Annotated in this window: 20 protein-coding genes; 8 read left to right on the forward strand and 12 right to left on the reverse strand. The window is 71.2% G+C overall.

Features of this window, described 5'->3' with window-relative positions; all coding sequences use genetic code 11:
• Positions 1–5 precede the first annotated feature (5 nt).
• From htpX to OG306_RS22155, 3 genes are all read right to left on the reverse strand, one after another.
• Entirely contained in the window at positions 6–917 is a 912-nt protein-coding gene (gene htpX, locus OG306_RS22145) for a zinc metalloprotease HtpX (protein ID WP_266747824.1), read from the reverse strand.
• 139 nt (positions 918–1,056) lie between these two features.
• Positions 1,057–1,857, reverse strand: a complete 801-nt coding sequence (locus tag OG306_RS22150; protein WP_266747825.1) for a pyridoxine/pyridoxamine 5'-phosphate oxidase — start codon at positions 1,855–1,857, stop codon at positions 1,057–1,059.
• A 36-nt stretch (positions 1,858–1,893) separates the two neighbouring features.
• Entirely contained in the window at positions 1,894–3,063 is a 1,170-nt protein-coding gene (locus OG306_RS22155; protein WP_266747826.1) for a thiolase C-terminal domain-containing protein, read from the reverse strand.
• 239 nt (positions 3,064–3,302) lie between these two features.
• Here OG306_RS22155 and OG306_RS22160 point away from each other — a divergent pair, with 239 nt between their 5' ends.
• A complete protein-coding gene (locus tag OG306_RS22160) occupies positions 3,303–4,535 on the forward strand; it encodes an acyl-CoA dehydrogenase family protein (protein WP_266905812.1) in 1,233 nt (410 codons plus the stop codon).
• Positions 4,535–5,053, forward strand: coding sequence for a nitroreductase family deazaflavin-dependent oxidoreductase (locus tag OG306_RS22165; RefSeq protein ID WP_266905810.1), 519 nt, complete (start codon positions 4,535–4,537; stop codon positions 5,051–5,053). The genes OG306_RS22160 and OG306_RS22165 overlap by 1 nt, the downstream gene beginning before the upstream one ends.
• 554 nt (positions 5,054–5,607) lie before the next feature.
• Here the strand turns inward: OG306_RS22165 and OG306_RS22170 are convergent.
• Positions 5,608–6,255: a TetR family transcriptional regulator gene (locus tag OG306_RS22170; protein WP_114245998.1), complete on the reverse strand. Its 648-nt coding sequence runs from the start codon at positions 6,253–6,255 to the stop codon at positions 5,608–5,610.
• A 304-nt stretch (positions 6,256–6,559) separates the two neighbouring features.
• Between OG306_RS22170 and OG306_RS22175 the strand changes: the two genes are divergently transcribed.
• Together OG306_RS22175 and OG306_RS22180 are read left to right on the forward strand one after the other, a co-directional pair.
• Positions 6,560–7,375, forward strand: coding sequence for a VOC family protein (locus OG306_RS22175; protein ID WP_266747830.1), 816 nt, complete (start codon positions 6,560–6,562; stop codon positions 7,373–7,375).
• Positions 7,376–7,538: 163 nt separating this feature from the next.
• On the forward strand, positions 7,539–9,986 hold the full coding sequence (locus tag OG306_RS22180; protein ID WP_371666265.1) for a PQQ-binding-like beta-propeller repeat protein: 2,448 nt from the start codon (positions 7,539–7,541) through the stop codon (positions 9,984–9,986).
• Between the two features lie 78 nt (positions 9,987–10,064).
• On the opposite strand, the gene OG306_RS22185 is transcribed toward OG306_RS22180, so the two are convergent.
• Complete coding sequence (locus OG306_RS22185; RefSeq protein WP_266752349.1) at positions 10,065–10,742, reverse strand: hypothetical protein; 678 nt, start codon at positions 10,740–10,742, stop codon at positions 10,065–10,067.
• 160 nt (positions 10,743–10,902) lie between these two features.
• Between OG306_RS22185 and OG306_RS22190 the strand changes: the two genes are divergently transcribed.
• Entirely contained in the window at positions 10,903–11,448 is a 546-nt protein-coding gene (locus tag OG306_RS22190; protein ID WP_266905806.1) for a hypothetical protein, read from the forward strand.
• A gap of 2 nt (positions 11,449–11,450) precedes the next feature.
• On the opposite strand, the gene OG306_RS22195 is transcribed toward OG306_RS22190, so the two are convergent.
• From OG306_RS22195 to OG306_RS22205, 3 genes are read right to left on the reverse strand one after another with little or no spacing between them, the layout of a single operon-like run.
• Complete coding sequence (locus OG306_RS22195) at positions 11,451–12,224, reverse strand: enoyl-CoA hydratase/isomerase family protein (RefSeq protein WP_266905804.1); 774 nt, start codon at positions 12,222–12,224, stop codon at positions 11,451–11,453.
• Positions 12,225–12,230: 6 nt separating this feature from the next.
• Positions 12,231–12,671 (reverse strand): Zn-ribbon domain-containing OB-fold protein, encoded by a 441-nt coding sequence (locus OG306_RS22200; RefSeq protein ID WP_266905802.1) that lies wholly within the window; start codon positions 12,669–12,671, stop codon positions 12,231–12,233.
• Between the two features lie 9 nt (positions 12,672–12,680).
• Positions 12,681–13,829: a lipid-transfer protein gene (locus OG306_RS22205; RefSeq protein ID WP_266752350.1), complete on the reverse strand. Its 1,149-nt coding sequence runs from the start codon at positions 13,827–13,829 to the stop codon at positions 12,681–12,683.
• 104 nt (positions 13,830–13,933) lie between these two features.
• Here OG306_RS22205 and OG306_RS22210 point away from each other — a divergent pair, with 104 nt between their 5' ends.
• Entirely contained in the window at positions 13,934–15,496 is a 1,563-nt protein-coding gene (locus tag OG306_RS22210) for a FadD3 family acyl-CoA ligase (protein WP_266747834.1), read from the forward strand.
• Positions 15,497–15,579: 83 nt separating this feature from the next.
• Here OG306_RS22210 and OG306_RS22215 read toward each other — a convergent pair whose 3' ends face one another.
• The gene (locus OG306_RS22215) at positions 15,580–15,867 is read right to left on the reverse strand and encodes a hypothetical protein (RefSeq protein ID WP_323184052.1); all 288 of its coding nucleotides are present in this window, start codon (positions 15,865–15,867) and stop codon (positions 15,580–15,582) included.
• Positions 15,752–16,276 (reverse strand): DUF397 domain-containing protein, encoded by a 525-nt coding sequence (locus OG306_RS22220; RefSeq protein WP_323183908.1) that lies wholly within the window; start codon positions 16,274–16,276, stop codon positions 15,752–15,754. Before OG306_RS22220 ends, OG306_RS22215 begins: the two co-directional genes overlap by 116 nt.
• A 36-nt stretch (positions 16,277–16,312) precedes the next feature.
• Between OG306_RS22220 and OG306_RS22225 the strand changes: the two genes are divergently transcribed.
• Both OG306_RS22225 and OG306_RS22230 read left to right on the forward strand, forming a co-directional pair.
• The gene (locus OG306_RS22225; RefSeq protein WP_266747836.1) at positions 16,313–16,588 is read left to right on the forward strand and encodes a hypothetical protein; all 276 of its coding nucleotides are present in this window, start codon (positions 16,313–16,315) and stop codon (positions 16,586–16,588) included.
• On the forward strand, positions 16,588–16,983 hold the full coding sequence (locus OG306_RS22230) for a PIN domain-containing protein (RefSeq protein WP_266905800.1): 396 nt from the start codon (positions 16,588–16,590) through the stop codon (positions 16,981–16,983). Before OG306_RS22225 ends, OG306_RS22230 begins: the two co-directional genes overlap by 1 nt.
• A 62-nt stretch (positions 16,984–17,045) precedes the next feature.
• Here the strand turns inward: OG306_RS22230 and OG306_RS22235 are convergent, their stop codons facing one another.
• Positions 17,046–17,216 (reverse strand): hypothetical protein, encoded by a 171-nt coding sequence (locus tag OG306_RS22235; RefSeq protein ID WP_266747838.1) that lies wholly within the window; start codon positions 17,214–17,216, stop codon positions 17,046–17,048.
• Between the two features lie 202 nt (positions 17,217–17,418).
• Positions 17,419–17,607 (reverse strand): hypothetical protein, encoded by a 189-nt coding sequence (locus tag OG306_RS22240; protein ID WP_266747839.1) that lies wholly within the window; start codon positions 17,605–17,607, stop codon positions 17,419–17,421.
• Positions 17,608–17,810: the final 203 nt, after the last annotated feature.

Below are 17,810 nucleotides of genomic sequence, written 5' to 3' on the forward strand. Positions count from 1 at the left end.
ACTCCTTACGGGCGGGAGAGGTCGGCGGAGATGCGGGCCAGCTGGTCGAGGCGCTGTTCGAGAGTCGGGTGGGAGGAGAGCAGCCGGCTCAGGCTCTCCTTGGAGGAGAACGCGGGGACGAAGTAGAAGGCGTTGTACGGCTCCGCCTTGCGCAGGTCCTCGGTCGGGATGCGGGACATCTGACCGGTCACCTTCGTGAGGGCGGAGGCGAGCGCCGAGGGACGGCCGGTGAGCAGGGCGGCGGCGCGGTCGGCGGACAGCTCGCGGTAGCGCGAGAGCAGCCGGGTGAGCAGGAAGCTCAGGGCGTACACGACCGCACTGATCAGCGGGATCAGCATGACCACGATGCCGACGGGGTCATTGCTCCGGCTGCTGCGGGAGAGGCCGCCCCACAGGGCTATGCGGGTGATGATCCCGGCGAGTACACCGAGGAACGAGGCGATCGTCATGACGGCCACGTCCCGGTGCGCGACGTGCGACATCTCGTGCGCGAGCACGCCCTCCAGCTCCTCCGGTTCCAGTCTGCGGAGCAGACCGGTGGTGGCGCAGACCAGGGCGGTCTTCTCGCTCCGGCCGGTGGCGAAGGCGTTCGGGACATCGCTCTGGGCGATCGCCACCCGTGGCTTGGGCATGTCGGCCAGCGCGCAGATCCGGTCGACGGTGCCGTGCAGTTCCGGCGCCTCCTCGGGGGTCACTTCCCGGGCGCCCATGCTGAAGGCCGCGATGCGGTCGCTGAACCAGAACTGTGCGATGAACATGCCGCCGACGAGGATCAGAATGATCGGCCAGGCGCCGCGCAGCACCGCGAGCAGCACGCCGACCAGGACCACGTACAGCAGGCCGATCAGGAACATGGTGGTCACCATGCGCGTGGTCAGACCGCGGTCCGCGGCGTATCGGGAAGGGGTTCGGCTCATCGGTGCCTCCAGCCCTCATCGGGACCTGTCTCTCCGCCTGTCTCCCATAGTGCCCCTTCACTGTTGAAACCGAATAAGACGGACCGAGACGGAACGGAGGGGAGCGGCTGGTATCGGGGTCCCGCGGTGAGCGCCCTCCCTACGGCCAGAGCAGTTCCCGCGTCCAGTCCGCGCCTTCCCGGCGGTAGCGCAGTCGTACGTGCCTGCGCCGCGCGTCGCCCTGGAAGAACTCGACCTCCCGCGGTTCGACCACGTACCGCGACCAGCTCGCGACCTCCGCGTCCGGCTCGGCCCGCGCCCGTTCCCAGGCGGCGTCGGCGGCCCGGGTCAGTTCCGCCTGCGAGTCGAGCACCGCACTCTGGGTGCCGGTCAGTGCCGACGCGAGCGCCCCGGTCGAGCGGGCGTGCAGATCGGCCAGGCTCTCCGCCCGGCTCGTCTCGGTGACCGGCCCCCGTACCCGTACCTGCCGGCCCTGTACCGGCCAGTAGAAGTTGAGCGCGGCGTACGGGTGGGCGGCGAGCTGGCGGCCCTTCGTGCTGGTGCGGTGCGTGGCGAAGTGCCAGCCGCGCTCGTCCGCGTCGTGCAGCATGAGCGTCCGCACGTCGGGCCGGCCGGCGGTGTCGACAGTGGCCAGCGACATCGTGTGCGGCTCGGCCTGCCCGGCCGCCACCGCCTCGGCGAACCAGGCGTGGAAGAGGGGGAGCGGGGCGGGGGGTGCGGTGGCCGGGTCGAACGCGGGAAGCTCCACGTCCCAGACGCGCTGGGCGTGGAGCAGGTCCAGGAAGCTCTGCTGCGCGCCGGCCTTCCGCGCATCGGTCTGCTGCGCGTCGGATTGCGCCACGCCGGCCTTCGACGCGCCGGTGTTCGGTACATCGGTCTTCGGTACATCGGTCTTCGGTACGCCGGTCTGCTGCGCGTTGGATTTCTGTACGTCGCTCATGGCCCCATTGCAGCGCATGGGGCCTGGCCCGGGACCTCACCCCCGTCCCAGCACCACCGTCCCCGACGAGCAGAACCAGCCGCCCGTCCCCGACGCCACGGCCAGCTCCGGCAGTCGGCCGCCTGCCCTGCGCACCTGGCGATCGCCCGCCTCGCCGCGCAGCTGCCGTACCGCCTCCACCAGCAGGAACAGCCCTCGCATCCCGGGATGGCAGGCGGACAGCCCGCCGCCGTCCGTGTTGACCGGCAGCTCGCCCGTCAGGCCGGTCCGGCCCTTCTCCACGAACGCGCCGCCCTCGCCCTTCGCGCAGAAACCGAGGTCCTCCAGCGTCACCAGCGTCATATAGGTGAACGCGTCGTAGATCTCGGCGAGGTCGATATCGCCGGGCCGCACCCCGGCCCGTTCGAACGCCAGCCGGCCGGAGACCGCCGCGGGAGAGGCCGTGAAGTCGTCCCACTCGGACATCGTGGAGTGCGAGACGTGCTCGCCGGCACCGAGGATCCACACCGGTTCCTTCGCCGTGTCCGGTACGTACTCCTCGGCGGCCAGCAGCACCGCGCAGCCACCGTCGCTGCGGATGCAGCAGTGCAGCTTGGTGAACGGGTCCGCGATCATCGGCCCCGACAGCACGTCGTCCACGGTGATCGGGTCACGGAACATCGCGTCCGGGTTGACCGCCGCATTCGTCCGTGCCTGGACCGCGACCTCGGCGAGCTGCTCCAGGGTCGTCCCGTACTCGTGCATATGGCGGCGGGCGGCCATCGCGTACTTGGCGATCAGCGAGTGCCCGTACGGCACCTCGAACTGGAGCGGGCCGCGCGCACCGAAGGAGAGGTTGGACGTCCGACGGCCCGCCTTGATGTCCGCCCGGGCCGTCGACCCGTACACCAGCAGTACGGCATTGGCGTGCCCGGCGGCGACGGCGTCCGCCGCATGGGCCGCCATCACCTCCCAGGTCGAGCCGCCGACCGCGGTGGAATCCACCCAGGTGGGTTTCAGCCCCAGATACTCGGCGACCTCGACCGGGGCGAGCGTACCGAGCCCGGCGGAGGCGAAACCGTCGACGACGGACCGGTCCAGCCCCGAATCGGCCAGGGCCCGGCGGGCGGCCTGGGCGTGCAGGGCGTACGGCGTGGCCTCGTCGACGCGTCCGCAGTCGGCGAGGGATATGCCGACGACAGCGACCTTGCGGTGGGAAGAAGGCATGAATCTGACGGTACATCAGATACGCGCCGAGCGGACCTCCGAGTGGGCGGCGGGGTGGGCTGCGGAGTGAGGTGCGGGGCCGGGCGGTGAGCTGCGGGGCGGGGCGGGGCGGGGCGGTGAGGTGCGGGGCGCCGAATGGGCTGCCGATGTGCGCGGCTCTGGGCATCTCGAAGATTCACCTCTAGCATGACGGGCCGTCAGATCAGAGGCCGAACGCCCTGATGAGAAGGAGCCCGACGATGGATGCCGCCTTCACCGCGGAACAGGACGAGATCCGCCGCGCCCTGCGCGAACTGCTCGCCGAACACGGCGGCTCCGACGACGTCCGGAGCGCCGTGCGGACCGCCGACGGGTACGACGCGGCCCTGTGGCGGCAGCTCGCCCAGGACCTCGGGCTGCCCGGACTCGCCCTCCCGGAGGAGTACGGAGGTGTCGGCCGCGGCCTCGCTGACCTCGCCGTCGCCTGCGAGGAGACCGGCCACGCGCTGCTGCCGTCACCCCTGATCGCCACCGCCGCACTCGCCGCGCCCCTGATCGTCGCACTCGGCACCGGGGCCCAGCGCGCCGCCCTGCTGCCGCGCATCGCCGCCGGGGAACTGACCGCGACGCCGGTCGTCCCCGGCGGCTCGCTCGGCACCGCTCTCGGTCTCACCGGTGACCCGACCGGCGGCGCCTGGGCGGGTGGCGGCCGGGCGGGCGGCGTCCAGGCGAGGCCGGTCGGCGGCGGGGCGGGCTGGCGGCTGTACGGGGAGGCGGACCAGGTCCTCGACGGACACAGCGCGGGGCTCCTCCTGGTCGCGGCCCATGCCGGCGGCTTCCCGCGCAGCCGTACGCTCCTCTTCCTGGTCCGCCCGGACACGGCGGCCGGAGTCGTCCGCACCCGCCGGACCTCGTTGGACGAGACCCGCCCGCTGGCCCGTGTGGAACTCCGCGACACGGAGGCCGAGCTGCTCGGCGCGGACGACACCGCGGACGTGACCGGCGCCCTCGCCGCGGTCGGACAGGGGGCCGCCGCCGTGCTCGCGGCGGAGGTGGTGGGGACGGCGGCGGGCGCGCTGGAGCGGGCCGTCGCACACGTCGGGGCGCGCGAGCAGTTCGGCCGGGCGGTCGGCTCCTTCCAGGCCGTGAAGCACCGCCTCGCGGATCTGTACGTACGGGTGCAGGCGGCCCGTTCCGCCGCGTACTACGCGGCCTGGGATCCGGCCACGGCCGGGGGGCTCGCTCTCGCCCAGGCCCTGGAGGCGCTGCGGATCACCACCGCCGAGGCCGTCCAGCTGCACGGCGGGAACGGCTTCACCTGGGAACACGAGGCGCATCTCTACTTCAAGCGGGCCGCCGCCGACGAACTGCTCTTCGGCCCCGTCCACCGGCTCCGCGACCATGCGGCCCAGCGGGCCGGGCTCTTCGCCGCACTCGAACCGGCCGCCCCGAAACCGGTCACCCCGGGCTCGGCCGGGCAGGTGGCGGTCTGATGGCGCCCGGCGTCCGGCTGATCCAGAAGGTCTCCTCGACCCGCACGTTCGCGAGGATCGCCCCGCACGTCGTGCCCGCCATGGACCGTGCGGTGCACCGGCTCACGCGCGGCAAGGTGCTGCTCAGCGCCCGGATGCTGCCGGGGCTGATCCTGACGGTGCCGGGCGCGCGGAGCGGGCGGCCCAGGACCACTCCGCTGGCCTGCATGCCGGAACAAGGACCGGGGTCCGGAAAGGGCAACGGGGCGGAGCAGAGCTGGATCCTGGTCGGCAGCAACTTCGGCCGTACGGGACACCCGGCCTGGACCGCGAATCTGCTGGCCGGTCCCGACGCGGCCGTCATCAACTGGAAGGGCCGGGACATTCCGGTGCGCGCCACGCTGCTGAAGGGTGCGGAACGGGAAGCGGTGTGGCAGGCGGCGCTGAAGTTCTGGCCGCCGTACGCGGCATACCAGGCGCGGATCGAGCGGGAGATCCGGCTCTTCCGGCTGGAACGCCGGGACGACGCCGCGACCTGAGACGACCGGAGGCAGCGGCCTGGGGCGGCCGGAGGCGGAATCGGTGCGCCGGATTCGCAACGCGGAATCGGTGCACGAACGCCGTGTGCACGAAGCACCGTGTGCACGAAGCACCGTGTGCACGAAGCACCGTGTGCACGAAGCACCGTGTGCACGAACGCCGTGTGCACGAACGCCGTGTGCACGAACGCCGTGTGCACGAACGCCGTGTGCACGAACGCCGTGTGCACGAAGCACCGTGTGCACGAACGCCGTGTGCACGAACGCCGTGTGCACGAACGCCGTGTGCACGAACGCCGTGTGCACGAACGCCGTGTGCACGAACGCCGTGTGCACGAACGCCGTGTGCACGAACGCCGTGTGCACGAACGCCGTGTGCGTCGACGCCGCGTGCGCGAACACCGTGTGGGGGAACGGCTGTTGGGGTGATCACCGGAACGGTCCGGGCGCGCCGACGGCGGACCACTTCCGTGGTCCGCCGTCGGTGAGACAGGACCTGGGGCGCCCGGAATCACCGCGCGGTGCCCCAGTACGGGGAAGGGCCCGGCGCGGCGCTACTTCGTCGGCTTCCTGCCGGTGATGCCCAGATGCACCAACAGTGCGAGATTCGGCTTGAGTTCGGCCTGCTTGACGCCCCAGGTCGTGAAGCCCTTCTGGTGCGAGGCGACCGCGGCCAGCATCGCGACCAGCGAACCCGCCATCGCGGCGGCGCTCACGTCCTTGTCGACCTTGCCCTTGGCCTGGAGCTCCTTCACCGAATCCGTGAGGGAGTTGGTGACCGAGTTCAGAATCTTCATGCGGATCTTGTAGAAACGCTTGTCGCCCTCGGCCGCCCCGAGGTCGACCACGCGCAGGATCGCGTCGTGATGTCGCCAGAAGTCGAGGAATCCCTCGACGAGTTCTTCGGCGGTCTGCCAGCCGGCCTTGCCGACCCAGGAGCGGCCTGCGACCAGTTCGGTCAATCCGGCACCCTCCTTGGCCATTTCTTCGGCGATTTCGAGGACGGCGCCCTCGACGTCGGGGAAGTACTGGTAGAACGTCGCGGGTGAAGTCCCCGCCTTCCGGGCCACGTCGATGACTTTGACGTCCCGGTACGGCGAGGAACTGAGCATCTCGCTGAGGCAGTCGAGCAGCTTCTGCCGCGTCGCCTGTCCGCGTCGACCGGCCACGCGGCCGTCGACGGTGCGTACTTGTCCTGTCATGCCGTCAGCTTACCGAGGGGGGATCGGAGCGCGATTCGGCCGACTGCAAATGGGGAGCGCCGCAGGCGGGGTGGGGGGAGTGGCCGGATATCGACGGATGCGACCCGCGGGGTAGGTAAGTCTTATCAACACCCTGTGGATAACTTCCGTGGATAACTTTCGGTGAAGCCGTGGGCAAGGAAGTCCTCTCTCGAAAATTAGTTCGATGTGGACGGGTTGGGGCGCGGTGCGTGCCGCCGCCGGTTACGTTTGCCGTGACGAGCGTCACTCGCCGCGTACGACTGTGACGGAAGGACCCGGGCCCATGGCCGCATTCGCGCGATCCGCGCCGTGCTGGGTGGATGTGCAGCTCCCCGACCTCGAAGCGGGCAAACGCTTCTACGGCGAGCTGTTCGGCTGGACCTTCCGGGCCGGCGACGGCCCGTACGCGGACGCCTTCAGCGACGGGAGGCTCGTCGCCGCGCTCGCCGCCAAGCAGGACGGCCGGATGCCCACCGCATGGGGCGTCTACTTCGCCACCGACGACATCGTCGCGACCGTCGCCCGGATCAGGGAGGCCGGCGGGCAGGTGATCACCGACCCCGTGCGGGCCGGCCGGGCCGGAGCGCTCGCCCAGGCGGCCGACCCCGGCGGAGCGGTCTTCGGGCTCTGGCAGGCCGGTGAACGCGAAGGCTTCCAGAAGCGACACGAACCGGTTTCCTTCTGCTGGACCGAGGTGTACACCCGCGAGAAGGACCGCGTCGACGCCTTCTACGAGGAGGTCTTCGGATTCCAGGGCACCGACCTCGACACCGCGGGTGCCGCCGAGCCCGGCGCCCCCGAACCCGGCGTCGATTTCCGCATGTGGTCCCCGGCGGGCACCGAACCGGGACCGGACACCGCGATCGGCGGGCGCAGCGTCATCACCGACGCCTTCCCGGCCGAGATGCCCAGCTACTTCCTGAGCTACTTCGCCGTGCAGGACTGCAACGCCACCGCCGGACACGCCGTACGCCTCGGCGGCCGCATCTCCGCGCCGCCCTTCGACATCCCGTACGGACGGATGGCGGTCCTCCAGGACGACCAGGGTGCCGTATTCGCCGTACTTCAGCCCCCTGTGTCCGGGAACAGGGCAGAGTGAGCTAGGACACCCCGGTCGGCCCCCGGGTTCGCAACCAGGGGCTCAGCCAGGAACAATCGGGGTGCGCACCGCCGGGTGGTGCCCAGTGGTGAGACGCCGTACAGGGCGGGTTTTCGCGGGCTTCTGTTCCTGAGGCCCGTACGGGGAGGTGGCAGGGCAAGTGGTGGAGCAGCTGACGCAGCACGACCCGAGACGGATCGGCCCGTTCGAGGTGCTGGGACGGCTCGGGGCCGGTGGCATGGGGCTGGTCTATCTCGCCCGCTCGGCTTCGGGCCGACGGGTGGCGATCAAGACGGTACGTACGGAGCTCGCCGAGGACCAGCTGTTCCGGGTCCGCTTCACGCGTGAGGTGGAGGCCGCCCGGGCCGTCAGCGGCTTCTACACGGCCGCGGTGGTGGACGCCGATCCGCGGGCCGCCGTGCCGTGGCTTGCCACCGCCTATGTGCCCGCACCGTCGCTCGAAGAGATAGTGAATGAGTGCGGGCCCATGCCGGTCCAGGCGGTGCGCTGGCTGGCCGCCGGTATCGCCGAGGCGCTCCAGTCGATCCACGGTGCGGGTCTCGTCCACCGCGACATGAAGCCGTCGAACGTGCTCGTCGTCGAGGACGGCCCGCGGGTGATCGACTTCGGGATCGCGTCCGGGGTCTCCAACACCCGGCTGACCATGACGAACGTCGCCGTCGGCACGCCCGCGTACATGTCGCCCGAGCAGGCGCGGGACTCGCGCAGCGTCACCGGGGCCAGCGATGTCTTCTCGCTCGGGTCGACGCTGGTCTTCGCCGCCACCGGCCATGCGCCGTTCCACGGTGCCAATCCCGTCGAGACGGTCTTCATGCTGCTGCGCGAGGGCCCCGACCTGGAGGGTCTGCCCGACGAGCTGCGGCCGCTGATCGATTCCTGCATGCAGATGGACGCCGGGCTGCGGCCCACCCCCGCCGACCTGCAGGCCCAGCTCGCCCCGCATCTCTTCGCCTCCGGCGGCGACGACAGCGGTACGGCCTCGGCCTGGCTGCCCACCTCCGCGACCGCGATGATCGAGCTGCGCCGCGGCGGCGGCCGCAGAGTCGCGGCTCCGGCGCCCGCGCCCGCTCAGGCACCCGCTCCCGCTCCCGCTCCCGCCCCGGCCCCCATGCCGCCGCCGCCCCAGCAGCCGCCCGGCGCCGACCGGTACACCACCTGGCGCAGCGGCGCCGACCTGCGCTCCCCGGCCGCCGCCGCGGCCCGGCTGCCCGACGGGGGCGGTCCGGTGCGGCTGCCCGGGGCGAAGGTGCCGATCGGCCCCGGCCCGCGCGCCCAGGACGTCCGGGCCGCCGCCACGGCCACCGCGGACGCCGGCCCCGCGACCGGCTGGGTGCGCCCGCCCGCCGGGGTGAACGGCGCGGTCCCCGCCGCCCCGCCCGCCCCCCTGCCCGGGCCCGCGCATGCCCCCGAGTCCGCGCCCCCGGGCCCCGACCGATGGCGGCCCTGGCGGTTCCGGATGTCCAACGACGTCTGGGGGACCCCCGTCGTCGCCGGGGACCTCCTCTACGTCACGTCGTTCGAGGTGCACGCCCTGGACGTCGGCAACGGAAGGCGCCAGTTCAAGACCCGGGACGTGGCCTGGGTGATGGCCGTCGAGGGCGGCCGTATCCACGCCTCCGACGGACCGTCGCTGTACGCCCTGGACGCGGCGACCGGCGCCGAACGGTGGCGGTTGCAGACCGATGCCTGGGTGTACTCCCTCAAGGCCGACCGCGGCACCGTCGTCACCGGAACCCGGGGCGGCGGCGTCCAGGCGTGGGAGGCGTCCACGGGCGAGAAGCTGTGGGAGAACGGCGGCGTACAGACCGACTTCGAGACGCCGGAGGCCGGGCCCGTGATCCACGACGGCACGGTCTACCTCTGGCAGGACGCCCGGCTGCGCGCCGTCGACGCCCGTACCGGCATCGAGCGCTGGTCGTACCCCATCGGCGACGCCGCCTCCTGCGGTGGAGTGCCGGTCCGGGTGACCTCGGCGGCGGACGGCTTCGTGTACGTCAGCGCCGGGGCCCGGGTCCTGGCCGTGGACACGGTGTCCGGTCATGTCCGCTGGCACTTCGAGTCGCCCGCGGTCTTCCTCTCCCCGCCCGCGTTCGCGCCGGGGCCCGCCGTCACCGGCGGCGGTGTGTACCTGGCCGACTACCTCGGCACGGTGTACGCGCTCGACGCCGCGACCGGCAAGGACCGCTGGCGCATCGCCACGGAGGCCCGGCAGTCGATCGAACCGGTCCTGGTGGTGGCCGGGAACGTCCACGTCGGCAGCGGCAGCGCCCTGTACACGCTCGACGCGGTCACCGGCACCCCGAAGTGGCGGTTCGCGGCGGGCGGCGAGGTGGTGGGGGCCCCGGTGGTCGCCGACGGCCGGGTCCACTTCGGCTCCGCCGACCACGTCCTGTACACCCTGGACGCGGCGGGCGGCCAGCTCCGCTGGAAGCTCGCGACGGGCGGCGAGATCACCGGCTCGCCGGTCGCCCGGGGCGGTGTCGTCTACGCGTGCAGCAAGGACCGCTGCGTGTACGCGCTGGACGCGCTGAAGGGCACGGGCACGGGCACGGGCACGGGCACGGGCACGGGCAACCGGGCCCGGGCGTAGCGCGTCGGCCACATCAAGCCCGTCCGGCGCTCGAGGGCACAACCCTCGGCGCGGAGGGCTGGCTTCACACGGAGGGCTTCAGGAGGACGGAGGGCGGCGCGGACCGCGCCCCTCGGGCCCCTCGTCCGGCAGGACGGGGTGCGGGGGCGTGTCCTGGTCCTCCGGACCAGGGCGGCGGTCCTCCGGAGGCGGCCCCGTGTACAGGTCCGGCTCGGGCTCCGGCAACGGACTCGTCTGTACGGAAGGCCCCGGCTCCTGCGTCGGCGGCCAGGTGTCCGGGTTCTTGGAATCGGGGACGGGGTACGGCTGGTCATGGCCCCCGCGGGCAGGCCGCCGCCCGCCACCGCGCCGTCCCGGCATCACCCATGCGCCCAGCAGCATCAGCACCGCGCCCACCGTCGCCTCCGCGGCTCCCCACCGCAGCCCGGAACCGTCGCCCGAGACCGTCAGGCTGCCCACCGCCTCCCCCTGGCGCACCATCCACAGCACGGTGAACCCGAGCGTCACCACACCCGCGGCCGCCACCAGCAGCCGCGACCGCAGTACCACGCCGACCACCGTCAGCAGAGCGGCGAAGAGGAAGACGACCAGGATCGAACTCAGTGGTCCGGGCCGGTTGCCGGTGATACCGGTGAACAGCTCGTCGACCCGGTAGTGACGCCCGAGACGGCCGTCGTACCACTGACGGAAGGGACTCAGCACGGCGGCCGCCGCTCCCAGGAGAGCGAGGAAGGAGCCGAGGACGTTGCGGATCATCATCGGCCTCCTGCGTGTGCGCGGACCGGCGTCACGGGTCTGTACCGCTACCGCCCCCGACGCTACGCCTGGCCTCTGACGCCCGCATCCGTGCGCTACGGTGTCGCGCGGTCGTTCGACAGCAGCAGAGACGGACCACAACTCAAGGGGGGCTGCATCGATGATGCGGCAGCACATAAGGCTTTCCGCGGTACTGGTCGTGGTGGTACTCGCGCTCACCGGCTTCTCGACCTCCGGTCACGGCGGCCGAAGCGGCAAGAGCAAGGGATCGAGCGGCAGCGGCGGCGGCTGCTCCAACTCCAAGAAGAGCAACGGCGGCTACCACCGCAGCACTTACGACGACAACGACAACAACGACAGCTACGACTCGTCGAGCGGCTCCTCCGGCAACGTCGGCTACGAGACACCGGCCCCGAGCGCCTCGGACGCGCCCCAGGCGTACGTCGTGCGCTGTGCCCAGCCCCGCAAGGGCAAGCGCAAGGCCGTCACGACCTCCACCGTCAAACTCACGGCGGAGGCCCTCGGCTCACACACGTACGACGTCGACGTGGCCTTCCTCGACGCGCGGGGCAACACCATCGACCGCGGTGAGGCGAGCGTGGAGGCCGAGGGCGGCGAGACGAAGACCGTCTCCGTACGGATGGACAGCCCGGGCAAGGTCTCCAAGGTGAAGACGTGCCGGGTGGAGGCCGAGCTGACTCACTGACCTCAGCGCAGCCGGAAGCCGCTGCCGCCCCGCCCCCGGAACAGCTCGGCCTGCCGCTCCGGCGCCAGGTTCCCGAGCGCGATCAGGTGCGGGGCGTGCGCCATGGCCTGCGCCCTGGCTGCCTCCCTCGCGGACCACACCGCCCGGACCGTTCCCTGCACACCCTCCGTCGGATACGAGGCGATCACCGCCGCCGCCCGCAGCGCTGCCGCCACCGCGTCGCCGGGCGCCGTCACCTCACTGACCAGCCCGGTCTCGTACGCCCGCCGGGCCGTGACCCGTTCGGCCGTACCCATCAGGGACATCCGGGCCACCTCGCCGAACGGCATCCGCTGGGCCATGGAGATCGCCTCGTACGCGCTGACCATGCCGTACGTGGTGTGCGGGTCGAAGAACGTCGCCTCCTCGGACGCGATGACGAACTCCGCCTCGCCCAGCAGATAGAACGCCCCGCCGCAGGCCATCCCCTCCACGGCCGCGATCACCGGCTTCCACAGGTCGTTCGCCTTCGGCCCGATCGCGATCAGCGGATCGTCGATCGTGTACGGGGACGAGGGCTGCGGCACCGTCACGCCCCGGTCGATCCCCGTACAGAAGGCCCGGCCGCCCGCACCGGTGACGACGACGGCCCGCACCCCGTCGTCGAAGCGGAACGCCCGCCAGGCGGAGGTCAGTTCGGCGGCCGTTGCCAGGTCGATCGCGTTGTGCTTCTCGGGCCGGTCCAGGGTGACGAGCGCGACCCCGGTCTCCTTGTCCGTCTCCGTCCGCAGTGTCATCGCCGGTCACCGCTCCAGCAGCCAGCGCACCAGCGTCACCCCGGACCCGGACGGGCAGAACACCGCCCGCACCGGCGCCCCGATCCGCAGCCGTCCCGGATCGACCGAGTCCAGCGGGGCGTCCGGACCGCTCACCACGTTCCCGACCAGCCGGATCCCCGGGGCGTCGGCCAGCTCGACCACGACGGCGTTGTACGGGGCCTGCGCGGCGTACGCGGGCAGCAGTGGCGGATGCGGCAGCACGTACGACCAGATACGGCCGCGTCCGCTCATCGGCCGCCACTCGCTCGCGAAGGACCGGCAGTGCGGGCAGCACGGCCGCGGCGGGAAGCGGAGCCGTCCGCACTCCGGGGCGGCGCACGCCTGGACGCGGAGTTCGCCGCGGGCCGCGTACTCCCAGAAGGGGGCGCCGTCCTCGTCCACGACGGGCATCAGCAGAGCATCCATGTCGGCTCCTCAACTCCTCAGCAGTACGGCGGAGGTGGGCACACCCTCCCCGGCGGTGACCAGGCACGTACCGGCGTCCGGGACCTGGGCGGTGGAGACGCCGCGCAACTGCTTCACGCCCTCGTTGATCAGGTTGAAGCCGTGCACGTACCCCTCGCTGAGCCCGCCGCCGCCGGTGTTGATCGGCAGTCGCCCGCCACTCTCCAGCGCCCCGCCCTCGGTGAACGCGGCACCCTCGCCGCGCCCGCAGAAGCCGTAACCCTCCAGCGAGAGCGGAATGAGCGGGGTGAACGCGTCATAGATCTGCGCGACATCCACGTCGTCGGGGCCGAAGTCGGCCTGCTTCCACAGCTGCCGGGCGGCCGTCCAGGCGGGACCGGTGAGCGGGTCGTCGTTCCAGTAATTGACCATGCCGTGGTGCTGGGCCGGCAGCCCCTGGGCGACGGAGTGGATGTAGACGGGCTTCTGCCGGCAGTCGCGGGCCCGCTCGGCGGAGACGATGACGCAGGCCAGCGCGCCGTCCGTCTCCAGGCAGTTGTCGAAGAGGCAGAGCGGCTCGCTGATCCAGCGCGAGGTCATATACATGTCGCGGGTCAGCGGCCGTTCGTACATCACCGCGTCCGGGTTCTGGTTGGCACGGTTGCGGCAGGCGAGGGCGACGTTGAAGAGATGGTCGCGGGTCGCCCCGTACTCGTGCATGTACCGCCGCGCCAGCATCCCGATCTCGTCGGCCGGCCGCAGCAGTCCGTACGGCCGGGTCCACTGGGCGGGGGTGGGCAGTTGTACGGCGGTGTTCTTCCAGGGCCGCGGCCCCGATCCCCGCTTCCGCGAGCGCCAGGCGACACCGACACTCGCCTGCCCGGTCGCCACGGCCGCGGCGAGATGCGCGATCGTCGCGCACGAACCGCCGCCTCCGTACCCCACCTTGCTGAAGAAGGTGACGTCGCCCGCACCGATGGACTTGGCGATCTCGACCTCGTCGGTCTCCTCCATCGTGTACGAGGCGAAGGCGTCCACCTCCGAGGCGTCGATGCCCGCGTCATCGAGCGCCGCGACGATGGCCCGGCAGGCCAAGGTCTTCTCCGATTCCGGGAGTTGTTTCGCGAAGGCCGTCTGCCCTATGCCGGCTATCGCTGTCACGTCCTTGAGTGCCGCCACCGCCACCTCCGAGACCGTCATGACTGCTGACAGCGGCTGAGGCTACAGCTAATCTGACGGTTAGTCAGCTAATGGGTCGGCTACTGCGTCAGAGAGGGCGAACGATGCGCGGCGACGAGGAGTGGGGCAGCATCCCGGAGCTGGTACGGGCGGCGGCGCGACGGTACGGGAACCGGGAGGCGGTCGTCGAGGGCCGGACCCGGATCTCGTACGCCGAACTCGGCGACCGCGTCGATCGGGCCGCCGCCGCTTGTATCGCCTCGGGCGTCGAGCCGGGGGACCGGGTCGCGGTCTGGGCCCCGAACACCCTGGACTGGATCGTCTCCGCGCTCGGCGCCGTCACGGCCGGGGCCGTCCTGATCCCCCTCAACACCCGCTTCAAGGGCGCGGAGGCGGCGTACATCCTGCAGCGCAGCCGGGCGAAACTGCTGTTCGTCACGGGGACCTTCCTCGGCACGTCGTACGTGGCGTCCCTGCGCCGGGCCGACGTACCGCTCCCGCACCTGGAACGGGTGGTGGTACTGGCGGACAGCGCCCCGGACGACTACGTCACCTGGAAGGACTTCCTGGCCGCGGGGGAGGGGGTGGCGCCGGAGGCGGTACGGGCCCGGGCTGCCGCCATCGCCCCCTCGGCACCCTCCGACATCATCTACACCTCGGGCACCACCGGCCGGCCCAAGGGCGCGGTCATCACCCATGCCCAGACCCTGCGCTGCTACGCGATCTGGAGCGAGCTGGCGGATCTGCGCGAGGGGGACCGCTATCTGATTGTGAACCCCTTCTTCCACACCTTCGGCTACAAGGCGGGCATCATCGCGTGCCTGATGCGGGGCGCGACGATGGTCCCGCAACCGGTGTTCAACGTCGATACGGTCCTGGCCAACATCGCCGCCGAACGCATCTCGGTCCTGCCGGGCCCGCCCACCCTCCACCAGTCCCTCCTGGACCACCCGGCCCGGGACGCCCACGACCTCTCCGCCCTCCGCCTGGTCGTGACGGGCGCGGCGGTCGTTCCGCTCCAACTGGTGGAACGCCTGCGCGCGGAACTCGGCATAGCGACGGTCCTCACCGCGTACGGCCTCTCCGAGGCGAGCGGCATCGTCACGATGTGCCGCCGCGGCGACCCGGCGCGGACGATCGCCTCGACGTCGGGCCGGGCGATCCCCGGCACGGAGATCCGCGTCCTGGCCGACGCCCCGGACACCCCCGGCGAGGTCCTGGTCCGCGGCTTCAACGTGATGCGGGGCTACTTCGAGGACCCGGAGACCACGGCCGCCACGATCACCTCCGACGGCTGGCTCCACACGGGCGACGTGGGCGTCCTCGACGAGGACGGCAACCTCCGGATCACCGACCGGATCAAGGACATGTTCATCGTCGGCGGCTTCAACGCGTACCCCGCCGAGATCGAACAACTCCTCGGCCTGCACCCGGATGTGGCCGACGTGGCGGTGATCGGCGTTCCGGACCCCCGCCTGGGCGAGGTCGGCAAGGCGTACGCGGTACGCAGACCGGGCGCGACGGTGACGGCCGACGACCTGATCGCCTGGTCGAGGCGGGAAATGGCGAACTACAAGGTCCCGAGGGCGGTGGAGTTCGTGGACGAACTGCCGCGCAACGCGAGCGGCAAGGTGGTGAAGGGGGAGCTGCGGGGGCGGGCGCGGTGACTGGCTCGACGATCAGCAGCGGAGGGGGATTGCCACCTCCGACGACGTGCTGCTCGTTGGATCCGTACTCCAGTGCCGCTCACTCACTCACGCGCGAGCGACTTGTGGGCAGAGGTGTGGATGGTGCGGATCTCGGCCATGGCTGATCGCCAGGCCGGGTCGTCCTTGTCAAGGATCTGCGCTGTGTACTCGGCGGAGTGCAGGCGGCCGGCCACGGCTGGGAAGCGGGCAATTTCGATGACGACGGCCCATGACTCAAGGAACTGGAGGAGCGGGCCGGGTGAGTCCATCCGTGCCGCGAGGGTGAGCACCTCGTCCTTCTGCCGCTCCATCTCGGCCAGCCGGTACGGTGCCAACTGGGCGAGGGCGATCCGGAGGGCTGCCGGGGTCCGCTCCGGCTGGAGGATGAGGGCTTCGCGCATCAGGCTTCTCCCTCACTATCCGCAGCTCTTGCAGGGCGCGACTGAGTACATGCCCCTCGGGGGAGGCGGGCGCCGTGCGGATGAGCGCGGTCTGCGCAGCGGTACGGGAGCGGGTGGGGCCAGTGCGGTCGAGGATGCCGTCGGCGATTGCCTGGATGACCGCCTCCTCGGCGGGGCCGAAGGATGCGATTCGGGTGCTGCGGATCAGTGCCGCCCACGCGATGGGGGCCGTGGTGAGGACGGTGTCCGGAGTGTCACTCTCGCGGCACAGGATGCTGCCGCTCGGGCCCCAGGCGAGCTCGATGCAGTCGGAACTGGGGTCGCCACTGCTGGAACTCGACTTCTGCCATGCGGGCATCAGCGGATGCTGACTCCAGTGGGTATGGTGATGGGTATGGCAACCAAGAAGTACACAGTCACACTGCCGGAGGAGCTCGCGGAGGAGATCCGCAGCGAGGTGGGTCCGGGGGCGTTCAGTGCGTATGTCACCCACGCCATAGAGCGCCAGCGCGAGCATGACCGCCTGGGGGAGCTGGTGGCGTGGATGGAGGAGCGGCATGGGCAGGTGACGGATGCCGAACTGGCGGCGGCGGAGGCTGAGCGTCGCGAGATCGAGCAGTGGTTCGATGCCCAGGAGGCAAGCGCGAAGACGCACCGGGACGCTGCCTGATGGCGGGTGTCTGCTACGTGCTGGACTGCGAAGCGCTCTCGCGGGCTGCCCTCGGAGATCTGGAGATGAAAGCGCGGCTCAAGGATGCGCACCGGGCGTCCGTCCGGGTCGTGACCAGTTCCATGACCCTCATCGAGGCGTATCACAGCAAGATCCGGCGCTCGGAGTGGAACTGGGCCATGTCCCGGATCGTCGTCGAACCAGTGACCAGGGAGGTCGCGGACGAGGCGATCGCGCTGCTCGCGGATACCGGCCTGCACGGCCACAAGTACGCCATCGACGCGGCACTCGCGGTGATCGCGGGGCGGCAGCGGGGGCGGGTGGCGGTCTTCACCTCGGACGAGGACGACATGCGGAAGCTGTGCGGGGCAGGGGTACAGGTCAGGGGGTTGTAACGGTAATCGCGGAGAGGGGCACGAGCCGGTGGCTCGTGCCCCTCTGCCTACGCGGATATGACTCAGGTGGCGTGCTGATCGTCAGCGGTTGCGTCACCGCTGGTCGCATGCTGATCCTGAGTGGTTGTGTCACCGCACGTCGCATGCTGATCGGCCAGGGCCGGGGTGGCCGCGCCGAGGCCGAGGGCCACGGCGAACGCGGCGGCGACGAGCGTCTTCTTCGTGCGGGTCATTCCAACTCCTGTGATGGGAGCGATCTTCCGGACGTGAAGTGACGCTAGTGACAGGGAGGGGGCGATGGCGGCACCCCTCTGGCGGGAAGCGGTCGAACGTTGGCGCGATTACGTTGACTGTGCGCACTAAACATACAGCGGCCGCGACGGCTCCCCCTCCGCGCCGCCGCGGCCGCTCCCCCGTACCCCGTCGATTGACGCTTCAGTTGGCCGGCTCACTCGTGGCGTGCATGTCGTCGGTTGTGGCGACGCCGTCCGTTGCGTGCATGTCCAGCGGTTTCACGGTTCCGCCGGTGGCATGCATGTCCTTGGTGGTGATCTGCCCGGCGTCCTCGCCAGTGGCGTGCATGTCCTGCGGCTTGATCTCCAGGTCCTTCTTCGCGTCAGCCATGTTCGTCTGCTCCCCTAGGCGTCTCAGGTGGTGGTTCGGCGAGGCCCGCCCGGCTGTTCCCCCGTGGACTGCCGGGCGGGCGTCTCAGGGCCGTTCACACTAGTGCTACGGCCTTGGCGTCAATCCGTCTGCCCCCCGACGCGGCGGATCGACATTCATCAGAGTGCCCGGCCGCGATAAACGAACGATGAACGCCGTTCAGG

It is taken from the genome of Streptomyces sp. NBC_01241, from assembly GCF_041435435.1.
Classification (GTDB): Bacteria; Actinomycetota; Actinomycetes; order Streptomycetales; family Streptomycetaceae; genus Streptomyces.

Excerpts from the sequence above, each read along its gene's own strand:
- htpX (WP_266747824.1), bottom strand. The coding sequence starts at position 917 with ATGAGCCGAACCCCTTCCCGATACGCCGCGGACCGCGGTCTGACCACG.
- OG306_RS22150 (WP_266747825.1), bottom strand. The coding sequence starts at position 1,857 with ATGAGCGACGTACAGAAATCCAACGCGCAGCAGACCGGCGTACCGAAG.
- OG306_RS22155 (WP_266747826.1), bottom strand. The coding sequence starts at position 3,063 with ATGCCTTCTTCCCACCGCAAGGTCGCTGTCGTCGGCATATCCCTCGCC.
- OG306_RS22160 (WP_266905812.1), top strand. The coding sequence starts at position 3,303 with ATGGATGCCGCCTTCACCGCGGAACAGGACGAGATCCGCCGCGCCCTG.
- OG306_RS22165 (WP_266905810.1), top strand. The coding sequence starts at position 4,535 with ATGGCGCCCGGCGTCCGGCTGATCCAGAAGGTCTCCTCGACCCGCACG.
- OG306_RS22170 (WP_114245998.1), bottom strand. The coding sequence starts at position 6,255 with ATGACAGGACAAGTACGCACCGTCGACGGCCGCGTGGCCGGTCGACGC.
- OG306_RS22175 (WP_266747830.1), top strand. The coding sequence starts at position 6,560 with ATGGCCGCATTCGCGCGATCCGCGCCGTGCTGGGTGGATGTGCAGCTC.
- OG306_RS22185 (WP_266752349.1), bottom strand. The coding sequence starts at position 10,742 with ATGATCCGCAACGTCCTCGGCTCCTTCCTCGCTCTCCTGGGAGCGGCG.
- OG306_RS22190 (WP_266905806.1), top strand. The coding sequence starts at position 10,903 with ATGATGCGGCAGCACATAAGGCTTTCCGCGGTACTGGTCGTGGTGGTA.
- OG306_RS22195 (WP_266905804.1), bottom strand. The coding sequence starts at position 12,224 with ATGACACTGCGGACGGAGACGGACAAGGAGACCGGGGTCGCGCTCGTC.
- OG306_RS22200 (WP_266905802.1), bottom strand. The coding sequence starts at position 12,671 with ATGGATGCTCTGCTGATGCCCGTCGTGGACGAGGACGGCGCCCCCTTC.
- OG306_RS22210 (WP_266747834.1), top strand. The coding sequence starts at position 13,934 with ATGCGCGGCGACGAGGAGTGGGGCAGCATCCCGGAGCTGGTACGGGCG.
- OG306_RS22220 (WP_323183908.1), bottom strand. The coding sequence starts at position 16,276 with ATGCCCGCATGGCAGAAGTCGAGTTCCAGCAGTGGCGACCCCAGTTCC.
- OG306_RS22225 (WP_266747836.1), top strand. The coding sequence starts at position 16,313 with ATGGCAACCAAGAAGTACACAGTCACACTGCCGGAGGAGCTCGCGGAG.
- OG306_RS22230 (WP_266905800.1), top strand. The coding sequence starts at position 16,588 with ATGGCGGGTGTCTGCTACGTGCTGGACTGCGAAGCGCTCTCGCGGGCT.
- OG306_RS22235 (WP_266747838.1), bottom strand. The coding sequence starts at position 17,216 with ATGACCCGCACGAAGAAGACGCTCGTCGCCGCCGCGTTCGCCGTGGCC.
- OG306_RS22240 (WP_266747839.1), bottom strand. The coding sequence starts at position 17,607 with ATGGCTGACGCGAAGAAGGACCTGGAGATCAAGCCGCAGGACATGCAC.